A 13,546-nucleotide genomic window follows, 5' to 3' on the forward strand; every position below is an offset into this window, starting at 1 on the left:
TATAAAGGCTGACGTGGACCGCAGACCAGTCACGTTGGAAGAGGTCGCGCGGATCGCGGGGGTTTCCCGGGCCACGGTGTCCCGGGTCGTCAACGGGGTCGCCACGGTGGACCGTGAGCTGCGCCAAGTCGTGGAGAAGGCCATCTCCACGACCGGGTACACGCCCAACCGCGCGGCGCGTTCGCTCGTCACCCGCAGGGCCGGAGCCATCGGGCTCGTCCTGCCGGAGGAGGGGCGCACCGTGCACGACCCGTACTTCGGCCGGGTGGTCAGCGGCGTGCTGCCGGTGATCCGGCCGCTCGGCGTGCAGCTCGTGCTGACCACGGGCGACCACCGCGAGGTGGTGGACGACATCCGCCAGCACAGGCTGGACGGCGTGATCCTGATCCACACCCACGGCGCCGACCCGCTGCCCCGGCAGCTGATCGAGGCCAACCTGCCGGTCGTGCTGGCCGCACGCCCGGTCCGACCGATGTCGATCACCTACGTCGACGTCGACCAGGCCGCCGGCGCGGCCCTCGCCGCCGACCACCTGGTCGCGTCGGGGTGCCGGCGTCTGGCCACCATCACCGGCCCGCTGGAGACCCCCGCCGGCCAGGACCGGCTGCGCGGCTTCCGCGACGCCGTGGCCCGGCACGGCCTGCCCGAGGCGGTGGTGGTCGAGGGCGACTTCTCCCGCGAAGGCGGGGCCGCGGCGGCCCGGCGGCTGGTCGACCTGGACGTCGACGGCCTGTTCGTCGCCTCGGACCTGATGGCGACCGGCGCGCTGCCGGTGCTGCGCAACGGCGGCCGGCGGGTGCCGGAGGACGTCAAGGTGGTGGGCTTCGACGACAGCAGCCCGGCCGTCGAGTGCGACCCGCCGCTGACCACGGTGCGCCAGCCGGTCGAGGACATGGCCGCCGAGATGGCCCGCCTGCTGGTGGAGCGGGTCGAACGCCCGGACCGCCCGGTCAGCTCCGTCGTGTTCGCACCGACCCTCGTGGTCCGCCGCTCCAGCTGAGCCGAACCCGCCCGACGCCGAACCCGCCCGACGCCGAACCCGCCCGACGCCGAACCCGCCCGCCTCGCGGCCGGGACGTGACCTGCGCGCGCCATCGGCACCCGCGCGCCATCGGCACTGGCAGACCACCGGCACTGGCAGGTCTCCGCACCGCGCAGGCACACCGGGCTCGAGCGGTCCGGTCGTCGGATGGCGGGTGGCGGGTGGCTGTCCGGTGGGTGGCGGGTGGGTGGTTGGTGGTTGCGGGTTGGTCGGTTGTTGGTGCCCTCCTCGTTCGTGGTCGTTCCTCGCCCAGGACCGTTCCCGCCGCCGGGCCGGCCGTTTTCTCCGGCTAACGTGAGTAATGCGGTTCAGGTTGTCCTGGGTTGCGTTCTTCGCCTGGTCGGGTGATCCGGGACTCGGGTGGGTGGCGAGGTGTCACGGGCTGTCGGTGAGCTGTCGATCGCCGAACCCCGGAACAACACGCCGGTCGCCGTCCGTTCTGTCCGTTGTGCTGCCCGCCGAACTCGCCCCGACCCGGTCCCCGGCCCGCTTCGTCGCCCTCGCGGGCGCTGTCGCGGTCCTGCTCACCGTCGCCCTGGTCGGCGGGATGGACGTCTACCAGCTGGGCGAATCCACCCGGCACCTCCGGCGCACCATCAGCGAGTACGCGCTCGGGCCGCAGCGCTGGGTGTTCGACACCGCGGTCCTGCTGCTGGTGTCCGGCTCGGTGGCGGTGCTGGCGGTGCTGGTGCGGCACGGTGTGGCGAAGTGGAACTCGGTGGGCTCGGTGGCGTTCGCCGCGTGGTCGGTCGGGTTGACGCTGGTCGTGATCTTCCCCAAGAACAACTGGGCGATCGGGCCGAGCATGAGCGGCAGCATCCACCGCTTCGGCAGCCTGCTCGCGTTCGTCGCGCTGCCGGTCGCGGCGGTGCTGCTCGCCCGGCCGTGGCGCCGCGACCCGGTGTGGGGCGCGCACGCCCGGTGGACGTTCCGGTTCGGCGTGCTGTCGGCCCTGGCGTTCACGCCGATCCTGTACGCGATCGGCGTGAACGCGGTCGTGGGCACGTCCTGGTGGCGGGTGATCCCGCTCGGGTACGTCGAACGGCTGCTGGTGCTGACCGAGGTGGTGGCGGTGCTGGTCGCGGCGGTGTGGGCCGTCGCGGTGGCGCACCGGCCCGCCACGCCGGACCCGCCTGCCGCACCCGACCCGCTCGTCACACCGGATCCGCCCGCCACGCCGGACCGGCCGGGCGGGGCTCAGGAGTACAGGCCGTCCAGCACGTCCTTGTAGCGGCCCTCGATCTCCTTGCGCCGCATCTTCAGGCTCGCGGTGAGGGTGCCGTCGTCCACCGAGAAGTCTTTCGGCAGCACGGCGAACTTCTTGATCGTCTCGTGCCGCGCCAGCTTCTCGTTCGCCGCCGACACGGCCCGGCCCACCTCGGCATCCGCGTCGAGGTCGCCGGGCGCGAGGTCGGCGTCGAGGGTGACCAGCGCGACGCAGTAGTTGCGGCCGTCGCCGTGCACGAGCACGTTGCCGATGTACGGGCTGCCCGCCTTGACCAGGCCCTCCACCGCCTGCGGCGCGACGTACTTGCCGCCCGAGGTCTTGATCAGCTCCTTCTTCCGGTCGGTGATGCGCAACCGGCCGGCTTCGTCCAGCTCGCCGATGTCGCCGGTGTGCAGCCAGCCGTCCCGCAACGTCGCTGAGGTCTCCTCGGCCAACCCGCGGTAGCCGCGCATGATGCCGCGCCCGCCGATCAGCACCTCGCCGTCGTCGGCGATGCGGACCTCGGTGCCGACCAGCGGCTCGCCGACCGTGCCGAGCTTGTTCGCCCCGGGCCGGTTCACGAACGACGCCGCCGACGACTCGGTCAGGCCGTAGCCCTCCAGGATCGTGATGCCCGCCCGGTCGAAGAACTCGCCGACCGGCCGCGACAGCGGCGCGGAGCCGGACACGAAGTACTTGACCCGGCCGCCGACCCGGTCGCGCAGCTTGCTGAACACCAGCTTGTCGGCGATGGCCCGGCGCACCTTCCAGTCGGGGTGCTCGGCCACGGCCAACGCCCAGTCGAACAGCTTCGCCTTCACCCCGCCCGCCTCGCGCACGGAGGCCACGACCCGCTGGTGGATCTTCTCGAAGATCCGCGGCGCGGCGGCCACCACGGTCGGGCGCAGGTCGAGCAGGTTGGCCGCGATCCGGTCCACGTCTCCGTCCACGGCGGTGGGCACGCCGGTCGCGAGCATCCCGACCTGGAGCACCTTGCCGAACGCGTGGGACATCGGCAGCCACAGGAAGTGCAGGTCCTCGGGCGTCAGCACGCCCAGCTCGCGGATCGCCTCGGCGGTGTAGAGCCAGTTGTCGTGGGTCAGCTCGACGCCCTTGGGCGTGCCCGTGGTGCCGGAGGTGTAGATCAGCGTGGCCAGCCGGTCCGGCGTGAGCTCGTCGACCATCGCGTCGTAGTCGCCCTCGGCCTCGTCGGGCTCCCAGTCCGTCGTGACGACCTTCGCGTCGACCTTGCCCGTCAGCTCCGGGTCGGCGACCACGAGCACGCTCCCCGAGTCGCGGACGATGTGCGCGACGACGTCCGGCGTGCTGCTGGGGTAGATGGTCGTCGTCACGCCGCCCGCCGCGAGCACGGCCAGGTCGGTGAGGATCCAGTCGACGCTGGTGGTCGCCATGATCGCGACCCGCGCCTCGTCGCGCACGCCGAGCCCGCGGAAGCCCAGCGCCCGCCTGCGCACCTGCTCGCCGACCTCGGCCCAGGTCAGGGACGTCCACCCGGCGCCTTCACGGTGGCGCAACGCCTCGGCGTCCGGGGTTTCGCGCACGCGTTCGCGCAGCAGATCGGGGATGGAACGGGCCACGGTGACCTCCAGGGAGCGGCGCTCTGGAGCGGTACTCTAACCCCGTGAGATCGACTGGTCGGCGGGCAGTGCTCGACGCGGCCCTCGCGCTGGTCGACGAGGGCGGGTTGGACGCGGTCACGATCAGCGCGCTGACCGCCCGCTCCGGGGTGTCCAACGGCAGCGTGTACCACCACTTCGGCAGCCGGGCGGGGCTGCTCACCGTGCTGTACGGGGAGAGCTTCGCGCACTGCGTGGCGGCGCTGGCGCCCGCGCTGGAGGTCGGCGGCCCGGAGGAGGTGGTGCGGGAGGTGGCGGCGCGGTACCTGCGCTGGGTCGCCGAGCACCCCGGCCGGGCCCGGTTCCTCTACGCCGCGCCGGCGACCGCCGATCCCGCCGTGAAAGCGGAGGTGTTCGAGCCGGTCGCGCGCTGGTTCGCCCAGCGCATGGCGGCGGGCGAGCTGCGCGAGATCCCGTTGTGGGCGTTGGACGCCGTGGTGATGGGACCCGCGCACGAGTGCGCCCGGCGGCACCTCATGGGCGTGCTCGACCTGACCAGGGCGGCGGATCTGGTCGGTGATGCGGTGTGGGCGGCGGTCGCGCCCGTAGGGTGACCGCATGGCCACTTGGGGCGACCTCGCCGCATACGTGCACGACACCTATGACGTGATCGCGGAGAACGAGGACGAGATCCGGATCCTGTTCAACTTCGAGCAGTACGACGAGGACGACGAGCGGACCCAGGTGGTCGTCCTGGTCCGCGAAGTGCTCGACAAGCTGCACGAGTGGGTGCAGATCGCCTCGCCGATCGGGCTGGCGGCGAGGGTCGACCTGCACGCGTTCCTCGCCGAGGTCGGCAACTCGACCATCGCGTGCGGCGCGGCGATCATGGGCGACCACGTGGTGCTGCGGCACTCGTTGCCGTTGTCGGACCTCGACATCCACGAGTTCACCGAGCCGCTGGCGCTGCTCGCGGGCACGGCGGACCGGCTGGAGGAAACGTTCTTCGGCGGCGACGACTACTAGTGCTAACTTAGGCTGACCTCACTAGGGAAGGCGCTGAGTGTCCACACGGCCTGTCGCGACCGCCGGGTACGAGTCCATGACCGTCCAGGTCCGCGCGGGGGTGGGCGAACGACGCCTGGTCGCCGCCGTGCGGTCCCTGTTCGTGCGGCACGAGGTGCTGCGCGCCGACGGCTTCACCGCCGAGTCGTGCGTCCACCGCGTGTCGCTGCCCTCGTGCCTGGTGGCGCTCGCCGCCGTCGAGGACGTGTCGGGTGACGTGCCGCTGCGGGTGTTGTGGCTGGACGGCGGCGCGTCCGGTCGGATCGTGCTGACCGTGCGCCTCGACGTGCTGGCCCGCCTGCCGTGGCACGTGCTGCTGCCCGGCCTGGTCTCGGCGTGGAGCGCGAGCACCCACCTGCGCGCCCGCCGGGCCTCCGCCCAGGTCTCCTGACACCCCCCGCCCGATCCCTCGCCCCGCGCGGTCGCCCGGACCGTTGACAGCGGGCGTCCCGGGGTGCTGTGATCCACCCAACAGATAGGAAAGTTTCCTAACTGAACCGCCGCCACCGTGTTCCACCTCACCCCTGAACCGTGGGAGGCGCCCTGTGGCACCCCGATGGCCCGTACTGACCCTCCTGACGCCGCTGGTCGCGGCGGTCCTGTCCGTGCCGACGGCCTCGGCGGACGACGTCGTCGCGGCGGCCGTCACCGAGCACCAGGCGGAGAGCGCGACGATCTCCGGCGGCCTGGTCGAGTCCAACCACGCGGGCTACACCGGCGGCGGGTTCGTCAACTACGACAACGCCTCCGGCGCGTACGTCGAGTTCACCGTGACCGCCGCGACCGCCGGACCCGCGACGCTGTCCTTCCGCTACGCCAACGGCACCACCACCAACCGGCCGGTGAGCGTCACGGTCAACGGCTCGGCCGGCGTGGGCGTGGCGTTCCCCGGCACCGGCGCCTGGTCCACGTGGGGCACCGGGTCGGCGACCGCGTCCCTGGCCGCCGGCGCGAACCGCGTGCGCGTCACGGCGACCACGGCCAACGGCGGCCCGAACCTCGACCGGCTCACCGTCGACACCGGCACGACGTCCGCCGGCCGGCCCGCGGACGTCAACGGGCAGTTGCGGGTGTGCGGCGTGAAGCTGTGCAACCAGTACGGGAAGCCGATCCAGTTGCGCGGCATGAGCACGCACGGCATCCAGTGGTACTCGCAGTGCGTCAAGACCGCCTCGCTGGACGCGCTGGCGACCGACTGGGGCGCCGACGTCCTGCGGATCTCGATGTACGTGCAGGAGGACGGGTACGAGACGAACCCGCGCAAGTTCACCGACCTGGTGCACGGCTACATCGAGGAGGCGACCCGGCGCGGCATGTACGCGCTGGTCGACTGGCACCAGCTCGACCCCGGCGACCCGAACGCCAACATCGCCCTGGCGCGCACGTTCTTCACCGAGGTCGCGCAGCGGCACCGGGACAAGACCAACATCATCTACGACATCGCGAACGAGCCGAACAACGTCTCGTGGGCGGGGATCAAGTCCTACGCCGAGCAGATGATCCCGGTGATCCGGGCGCAGGACCCGGACGGCGTGGTGTTCGTCGGCACGCACGGGTGGGGCTCGCTCGGCATCTCCGACGGCCGCAGCGAGCAGGACATCGTCGACAACCCCGTCAACGCCACGAACTTCATGTACACGTTCCACTTCTACGCGGCGTCGCACCAGGACGAGTACTTCGCCGCGTTGCAGCGGGCGGCGTCGCGGCTGCCGATCTTCGTGACCGAGTTCGGCACCCAGACCTACACCGGTGACGGCGCCAACGACTTCGCGTACAGCCAGAAGTACCTGGACTTCCTGGCCGCGAACAAGATCGGCTGGACGAACTGGAACTTCTCCGACGACTTCCGCTCGGGCGCGGTGTTCAAGGAGGGCACGTGCGCCGGGTCCACCTTCGCCGGCACGGGCGTGCTCAAGCCCGCCGGCGTCTGGATCCGCGACCGGATGAGGACGCCGGACAACTTCCCGACGAGCTGACCGGTCCCCGCCGACCTCCCGTCGGCGGCGCCGCGCCACCGCGACCGCGGTCCGCGGTGCCGCCGACGACGGGAAGCAGTCCCCTGCGCCCCAACGACCACGGCACGCGACGTCGTCCTCACCCCGGCGATCGGGGGATCTTCGACGCCGTGAGTGCGTGGGGCCCGGCCTTGCGGCAGCATCGAGGTGGGGCGAGACGCAGGGGGACACGTGCGCAAGAAGGTGGACAGCGGTGACACGGCGGCCGTGGTCGGCTTGGGGGTGGCCGCGGCACGCCGCGGTGACGTCGCGGCGGCGGAGGTCTGGTACCGCGCCGCCGCCGACCGCGGTGACGTGGACGGCATGAACCTGGTGGGGTTGCTCTGCGAGGAACGCGGCGCCGTCGCCGAAGCCTCGCGCTGGTACGCGCGTGCCGCGGCCGAGGGCGACACGGTCGCCATGCACGGCCTGGCGCGGATCGCGCGGCGGGACGGCCGGCTCGACGACGCCGAGCGCTGGTACCGGGAAGCCGCCGACCACGGCGACCAGGAGGCCATGACCGCGGTGGCCGACCTGATGTCGTCGACCGGACGGGCCGACGACGAGTGGTACCGCCGCGCCGCCGAGTCGGGCGACCCCCGGGCCCTCGCGGTGCTCGGCACGCGGCTGCGGGCCGGGGGAGAGCTCGCCGAGGCGGAGCGGTGGTTGCGCCGGGCCGTGGAGGTGACCGACGAGCCGTTCTTCATGGTGGAGCTCGGCTCGGTCCTCGCGGAGCGCGGTGACCTCGACGAGGCCGGGACGTGGCACCGCCGTGCCGCCTCGGCCGGTCACGTCGACGCGCTGGGCCACCTCGGCTCGGTGCTGGTGGCCCGGGGCGACCTGGCCCGGGCCGAGGAGGCCTACCGGGAGGCGGCCGGGACCGGTCGGAGGTCCGCCATGGCCGCCCTCGCGCTGCTGCTGGCGCACCGGGGCGAGGTCGGTGAGGCCGAGGACTGGTTGGCGCGGGCGGCGACCTCGGCCGGGGTCGAGGTGGACCACGACCTGTGGTCCGCGCTGCCGCCGCTGGGCGCCACCGCGCTGGACCGGCGGGAACGCGACGCGGCGACCCGCGTGCTCGTCGTCCTCGGCGTCCTGGCCCGGCGGCAGGACGACGTCGACCGGGCCGAGCGCTGCCTGCGCCGCGCGGCGGGCGTGGGCGACGCCCAGGCGATGCACGAGCTGGGGATGCTGCTGACCCGCTGGGGCGCCGCCGCCAGGCGTGCCGCCGCCCACCGGCCGGGTCGCCGGGTCGAGCCGGTGGCGGACCAGCCCGCGACCTGGTTCACCCGCGCCGCCGAGGCGGGCCACCCGGACGCGATGCTCAGCCTGTCCGCCCTGCACAAGGGCCGCCCGGAGGGCGACCTGTGGTGGCGCCGCGCCATCGCGGCGCGCCAGGCCGACGCGATGGAGGCGCTGGTCGACGACTCGTCCGGCTGACCGCGCCGGGCCTCAGGCGGAGGTGGCGCGCCGCCACCGCGCCACGACCAGGCGGACCTCGGCGAGCGGCAAGGTGCCAGGTTCGAGGATCTCCAGGACCCCGAGCAGGTCGTCGATCCCGCCGGCTTGGGCGAGGCAGGCCAGCACGATCGACGACACGTGGACCCGCGGGTGGGGGCTCTCCGGGACGGACAGCGCGACGCCCGAGCGCTGACCGAGCAGCTGGACGACCAGGGTGCGGTTGGCCGTGTTGGCGAGCAGGGGCACGGCGGCCAGCGCGTCCACCAGCGGTCCCAGGAGGTCGCCGGGGCGCGTGTCCACGTCGGCGGGAGCGCCCTTCCCGGGTAGCGGCTCGCCGAGCGCTCGCGCCAGCCGCTCCACCCCGCCGGTGCCCTGCTCCAGCCACCGGTCGACGCCATCCGGGTCCAGGTCGGAGTCCGGCGGCGGGTCCGCCGGCGGCGCGGGGACGTCGTCCGCTCCGGGGTCCACCTGCCGCAGGCCGTCCCGGGCCGCCAGGGCCAGGCGCAGCGCGGTCAGCCGTGCCGCCGCGGCGCGGTCCAGCTGTCGTGCCGTCCGGCGTTCCGCGTCACGGGCACGTCCGACGGCTTCCTCGCGGCGGTGGCCGTCGTCGGGGCGGTGGTCGCGTTCCCACGTCAGCCGGACGGTGTCCTCCTGCGCCCGCAGCAGGCGGCGGTGCAGGAACGCCGTGAGCCCGGTGAAGCGGCTCGCCAGGTGGTCGCCCTCGGCCACGTGCCGCCGGGCGCGGTCGACCTCCGCCTGCCGACCCGCGTCGCCCGGCAGGTGCAGGTGCACGCCTCCGGTGATGACACCCGCCTGCACGACCGGGCCGCGGACCGGCCCGGACACCTCGTTGTGCGAATCCATGTCCACCAGACCTCGGCCGCCGAACCCCGTGCCGCCAACGCTTCGCCGGAACACCCCGCGAGGGGGACCACGTCCAGGTTAGCGGCCCGGGTCGGGGAACCGGGTCAGGAGACCGGCCAGCTGTGGACCGGTTCGTTGGTGTGCATCAGGTCCCGGTAGGTGCGCAGCATCCGCCGCAGGGCCTCGGGCCGGTCCAGCGCCGTGTGGTCGTAGTGCCGGTGGAACGCGCGCGCCTGCCACGTCGCCCCGTTCACGCCGGTCAGGCACCGCTGCTCGATCACGCCGAGCAGCCGGTCCCGTTCCGCCGGGTCCACCTTCATCCGCACCAGGCCCTCGTGCGCCATCGGCAGCAGCCGGCGCAGCACCAGCTCCGCCACCGGCACGGTGCCGAGCCCCGGCCAGTACACCTGCGCGTCGATGCCCATCCGCGCGCCCGACGTGAAGTTCTCCTCCGCCGCGCTGAACGACATCTGCGACCACAGCGGCCGCTCCTCCTCGGCCAGCACGCGCACCAGGCCGTAGTAGAAGGCGCCGTTCGCCAGCATGTCGACCACCGTCGGCCCGGACGGCAACGTGCGGTTCTCCACCCGCAGGTGCGGCTGGTCGCGCACCACGTCGTACACCGGCCGGTTCCACCGGTAGATCGTGCCGTTGTGCAGCCGCAGCTCCGCCAACGAGGGCGTGTCGCCCCGCTCCAGCACCTGCAACGGGTCCTCCTCGTCGCAGATCGGCAGCAACGCCGGGAAGTACCGCACGTTCTCCTCGAACAGGTCGAAGATCGACGTGATCCACCGCTCCCCGAACCACACCCGCGGCCGGACGCCCTGCTCCTTCAGCTCGTCGCTGCGCGTGTCCGTGGCCTGCTGGAACAACGCGATCCGCGTCTCCCGCCACAGCTCCTTGCCCAGCAGGAACGGCGAGTTGGCGCCGATCGCGACCTGCACGCCCGCGATGGCCTGCGCCGCGTTCCAGTAGGCCGCGAAGTCCTCCGGCGACACCTGGAGGTGGAACTGGGTGCTGGTGCAGGCGGCCTCCGGCACGATCGAGTCCGCGGTGAGCTGCAACCGCTCGACACCGCTGATCCCGATCTGGAGGTCCTCGCCCCGCGCGGCCAGCACCTGCTCGTTGAGCAGCGCGTACCGCGGGTTGCCCGACAGCGCGTCCACCGCCAGGTGCTTCGGCTGCAACGTCGGCAGGATTCCGATCATCACCATGTGCGCGTCGACGCCCCGCGCCTTGTGCTCGGCCTCGTTCAACGACGTCCGCACGACGTCCTCGAACGCCGTGATCCCGCCGCCGGTCAGCAGCCGCGGCGCGACGTTGATCTCCAGGTTCCACTGGCCCAGCTCGGTCACGAAGTCCGGGTCGGCGATGGCCTCCAGCGCCTCGGCGTTGCGCATCGCCGGGTCGCCCGCGTCGTCGACCAGGTTGAGCTCGATCTCCAACCCGGTCGTCGGCCGGTCGAACTCGAACCTGGACTCGCCCAGCATCCGGGCGAACACGTCCAGGCAGCGACGCACCTTCGTGCGGTACCGCGTCCGGTCATCGCGGGTGAACTGCTGTCGCCCGACGTCGTCGCCCATACCGCCGCCTTCCGCACACCTCGATCAGCGCGCGGGTACCGCGATCGCGGTCACCACAAACCCCTCCCGCGCCAGCCAGCGCCCGGTGAAGCCGTCGAGCGCGACGCCGTCCACCACCGGGGGCTCGATGAGGATGCGGGCGGTGAACGTGCCGTCGTCCGGGTTGAGGGTCACCTCGGCATCCTCGAACCCCAGCCACTTCCGCGCCAGCGGGAACCACGCCTTGTAGACCGTCTCCTTGGCGCTGAACAGCAGCCGGTCCCACGCCACCTTGTCGCTCGACGCCCGCAGATCACCCATCCGGGCGAGCTCGCCGGGCACCGCGACGGCCTCCAGCACGCCGTCCGGGGTCGGTTCGTTCGGCTCGGCGTCGATCCCGATCGTCCACACCTCGGACACCCGGCCGACGGCCGCCGCCCGGTAGCCCTTGCAGTGCGTGATGCTGCCGACGACGCCCTCGGGCCACGTCGGCTCGCGGTTCGGGCCGGGCAGCAGCGGCGCGGGCGGGAACCCGAGACCGGCCAACGCCGTGCGCGCGCAGTGCCGGCCCGTGGCGAACTCCTTGCGCCTCTTCTCCACCGCCCGGGCGACGTGTTCCGCCTCCTGGGGGAACAACACCACCCCGTCGGGGTCGTCGAACGCGTCGAACGCCGACACCGGCGGCGTGAGCAGGTCCGTGATCACCGTGCGTCCCCTTCGCGCAGCACGTCCAGCAGCGGGGCGGCGGTCCAGCCGCGCGGCTGCCACTCCCGCGGGTAGCCGAGCGACACCTCGTCGAAGCGGACGCCGTCCTTGCGGATCGTGCGCGGGATGTGCAGGTGCCCGTAGACCATCACCGCCGCGCGGAACCTCAGGTGCCAGTCCGCGGTCCGCTCGGTGCCGCACCACAAGGCGAATTCGGGGTACCGCAGCACGAACGTGGGATCGCGCACGAGGGGCCAGTGGTTGATCAGCACGGTGCGCAACGAGCTGTCCACAGCGCGCAACCGGCGCTCGCTCTCCTCGATCCGCGCCGCGCACCACGCCTCGCGGCTCGGGTACGGGTCCGGGTGCAGGAAGTACTCGTCGGTGCAGATGACACCGGCCTCCTGCGCGACGGCCAGCGCGGACGCCTTGTCGATCGTGCCCGCCGGGCGGAACGTGTAGTCGTAGAGCGTGAACAGCGGCGCCACCGCCACCGGGCCGCCCGCGCCCTCGAACACCGCGTACTCGTCCTCGGGGGTGAGCACGTCGATGCCGCGGCACAGCTCGACGAGCTGCTTGTAGCGCACCTCGCCGCGGGCCTGCGCCGGGTCGTCCTTCGTGGTCCACAGCTCGTGGTTGCCCGGCGACCACACCACCTTGGCGAACCGGCCGCGCAGCACGCCCAGCGCCCACTCGACGTCGTCGAACTTCTCCGCCACGTCACCCGCCACGATCAGCCAGTCGTCGGGCGAGTGCGGTCGGATGGCGTCGACGAACTGGCGGTTCTGCTGGTACGTCACGTGCAGGTCGCTGGTGGCGAGGAGTCGCGGCGCAGTGCTCACACCTTCGAGCGTATCCGTGCGCAGCGAGTATCGGGGAGTGACCGCTCATCCGCTCGTCGCTCCTGTGTGGCCGCTCGGCGGTGTGATGGTGGCCGCGTGACGCTGGACCACTCCCGTTCGTCGCGCGTTCCCTTACCAGGGGGCGTCGGTGTTCCTAGCGTGATGGGCATCACGACGTCCTGGGCGGAGGACCTGATGACCAACTACGCAAGACCAGCGCAGCCGTTCGGTCGAACGGTGGGCGCGGAGATCGCCCGCCAGGTGCAACAGCACACGCACCCCGCGGTCGCCCCCAGGCGCACGGACGACGCCGCCCTGGCCATGTTGCTGCGCGCCCGCCAGCGCGGTGACGCCCAGCGGCAGGAGCCGTGGGTGCGCCGGGCCCCGGAAGCGCCGCCACGACCGCCGCACGCCGACGTGATCGAGCAACTGGCCGTGCGCCTGGTGCCGCCGTCGCTGTGGGCGGTGGTGGAGCCGCTGCTGCCACCCGCGAAGGTGCGCCGCCAGGGCGGCGGCCGGGGCCGGGTGTCGGACCGCGCCATCTTCACCGCGATCGTGTTCGTCCTGACCAGCGGTTGCGCCTGGCGGCACCTGCCGCCGACGTTCGGCGTGACCGTGCCGACCGTGCACCGCCGGTTCCAGGAGTGGAGCGAGGCCGGGTTGTGGCTGCGGCTGCGCCGGGCGGCGATGGACGGCGCGGCGGGCGACGCCGAGTGGCTGCGGCTGGTGCTGGAAGCGGCGGAACGACGCGGCGCGCGCGCCGTGGGCTGAGCCGAACGGGGACCGACGGTGGCAACGCGGGCGTCCCGACTGCGAACCGGGGCGCCCGCCGCGCCGTTCGTCCCGATGGAGGTGTTCCCGATGACCGAGTTGTCCGGACGCGAGGTCGCGCTGCTGAAGGCGACCGTCGCGAACCGGGTCGAGCTGACCCGCAGCGCCGAACCCGACGTGCGGGTGGACGGTCTGCCGTTCTGCGACCCGACGACGGCCCGCGCGCTCGTGCACGCCGGCCTGATCGAGGCGGCGAGCCCGGTCGCGCCGGGTGACCTCGCGGCCGCCCGCCTGACCGCCGCCGGCGCCGCGGCCCTCGGCCTGGCGGTCTACGCGGCCTGACCGGCCCGCCCCCGGCCCCGGCCCCACCGCCTCACCGGCTCGGGCCGCCGGGTCCTGGGCGAGCAGCTCGCTCAACCGCGCCGCCGGGCTCGCCGGCACCCGCCTCCTCGGCGGCGG

13 protein-coding genes and 1 pseudogene are annotated in these 13,546 nt (G+C 73.1%); 9 read left to right on the top strand and 5 right to left on the bottom strand.

The window, feature by feature from the left end:
- The first annotated feature begins 13 nt into the window (after positions 1–13).
- Both EDD40_RS33755 and EDD40_RS33765 read left to right on the top strand, forming a co-directional pair.
- Complete coding sequence (locus tag EDD40_RS33755) at positions 14–1,000, top strand: LacI family DNA-binding transcriptional regulator (protein WP_201436477.1); 987 nt, start codon at positions 14–16, stop codon at positions 998–1,000.
- 490 nt (positions 1,001–1,490) lie between these two features.
- Entirely contained in the window at positions 1,491–2,273 is a 783-nt protein-coding gene (locus EDD40_RS33765) for a DUF998 domain-containing protein (RefSeq protein ID WP_246038005.1), read from the top strand.
- Here EDD40_RS33765 and EDD40_RS33770 read toward each other — a convergent pair.
- Positions 2,240–3,847: an AMP-dependent synthetase/ligase gene (locus EDD40_RS33770; protein ID WP_123746512.1), complete on the bottom strand. Its 1,608-nt coding sequence runs from the start codon at positions 3,845–3,847 to the stop codon at positions 2,240–2,242. The genes EDD40_RS33765 and EDD40_RS33770 overlap by 34 nt on opposite strands.
- A 44-nt stretch (positions 3,848–3,891) precedes the next feature.
- On the opposite strand from EDD40_RS33770, the gene EDD40_RS33775 reads away from it, so the two are divergent.
- From EDD40_RS33775 to EDD40_RS33795, 5 genes are all read left to right on the top strand, one after another.
- On the top strand, positions 3,892–4,440 hold the full coding sequence (locus tag EDD40_RS33775; RefSeq protein WP_123746513.1) for a TetR/AcrR family transcriptional regulator: 549 nt from the start codon (positions 3,892–3,894) through the stop codon (positions 4,438–4,440).
- A 4-nt stretch (positions 4,441–4,444) separates the two neighbouring features.
- Positions 4,445–4,852, top strand: a complete 408-nt coding sequence (locus EDD40_RS33780) for a hypothetical protein (RefSeq protein WP_123746514.1) — start codon at positions 4,445–4,447, stop codon at positions 4,850–4,852.
- 37 nt (positions 4,853–4,889) lie between these two features.
- Positions 4,890–5,282 carry a hypothetical protein gene (locus tag EDD40_RS33785; protein ID WP_148088981.1) on the top strand — a complete coding sequence of 131 codons (393 nt, stop codon included), beginning with the start codon at positions 4,890–4,892 and terminating at the stop codon, positions 5,280–5,282.
- A 154-nt stretch (positions 5,283–5,436) separates the two neighbouring features.
- Positions 5,437–6,867: a cellulase family glycosylhydrolase gene (locus tag EDD40_RS44650; RefSeq protein WP_211348287.1), complete on the top strand. Its 1,431-nt coding sequence runs from the start codon at positions 5,437–5,439 to the stop codon at positions 6,865–6,867.
- Between the two features lie 210 nt (positions 6,868–7,077).
- On the top strand, positions 7,078–8,322 hold the full coding sequence (locus EDD40_RS33795; protein WP_170185282.1) for a tetratricopeptide repeat protein: 1,245 nt from the start codon (positions 7,078–7,080) through the stop codon (positions 8,320–8,322).
- A 12-nt stretch (positions 8,323–8,334) separates the two neighbouring features.
- On the opposite strand, the gene EDD40_RS33800 is transcribed toward EDD40_RS33795, so the two are convergent.
- The 4 genes from EDD40_RS33800 to EDD40_RS33815 all read right to left on the bottom strand — a co-directional run bounded on the left by EDD40_RS33800 (position 8,335) and on the right by EDD40_RS33815 (position 12,316).
- Positions 8,335–9,207, bottom strand: coding sequence for an effector-associated domain 2-containing protein (locus EDD40_RS33800; RefSeq protein ID WP_123746517.1), 873 nt, complete (start codon positions 9,205–9,207; stop codon positions 8,335–8,337).
- Between the two features lie 104 nt (positions 9,208–9,311).
- Entirely contained in the window at positions 9,312–10,790 is a 1,479-nt protein-coding gene (locus EDD40_RS33805) for a glutamate-cysteine ligase family protein (protein WP_123746518.1), read from the bottom strand.
- Positions 10,791–10,814: 24 nt separating this feature from the next.
- A complete protein-coding gene (locus tag EDD40_RS33810) occupies positions 10,815–11,474 on the bottom strand; it encodes a 4'-phosphopantetheinyl transferase family protein (protein ID WP_123746519.1) in 660 nt (219 codons plus the stop codon).
- Positions 11,471–12,316, bottom strand: coding sequence for a metallophosphoesterase family protein (locus tag EDD40_RS33815; RefSeq protein WP_123746520.1), 846 nt, complete (start codon positions 12,314–12,316; stop codon positions 11,471–11,473). The genes EDD40_RS33810 and EDD40_RS33815 overlap by 4 nt, the downstream gene beginning before the upstream one ends.
- A 417-nt stretch (positions 12,317–12,733) precedes the next feature.
- Between EDD40_RS33815 and EDD40_RS43875 the strand changes: the two are divergent.
- Positions 12,734–13,075 (top strand): annotated as a pseudogene (locus EDD40_RS43875) (transposase); the annotation flags it as partial.
- Between the two features lie 102 nt (positions 13,076–13,177).
- Positions 13,178–13,429, top strand: coding sequence for a hypothetical protein (locus tag EDD40_RS33825; protein WP_123748486.1), 252 nt, complete (start codon positions 13,178–13,180; stop codon positions 13,427–13,429).
- Positions 13,430–13,546: the final 117 nt, after the last annotated feature.

It is taken from the genome of Saccharothrix texasensis (assembly GCF_003752005.1).
Classification (GTDB): Bacteria; Actinomycetota; Actinomycetes; order Mycobacteriales; family Pseudonocardiaceae; genus Actinosynnema; species Actinosynnema texasense.

Bases quoted from the DNA above. Each gene is read 5' to 3' on its own strand.
- EDD40_RS33805 (WP_123746518.1), bottom strand. From the start codon at position 10,790: ATGGGCGACGACGTCGGGCGACAGCAGTTCACCCGCGATGACCGGACG.
- EDD40_RS33825 (WP_123748486.1), top strand. From the start codon at position 13,178: ATGACCGAGTTGTCCGGACGCGAGGTCGCGCTGCTGAAGGCGACCGTC.
- EDD40_RS33780 (WP_123746514.1), top strand. From the start codon at position 4,445: ATGGCCACTTGGGGCGACCTCGCCGCATACGTGCACGACACCTATGAC.
- EDD40_RS33800 (WP_123746517.1), bottom strand. From the start codon at position 9,207: ATGGATTCGCACAACGAGGTGTCCGGGCCGGTCCGCGGCCCGGTCGTG.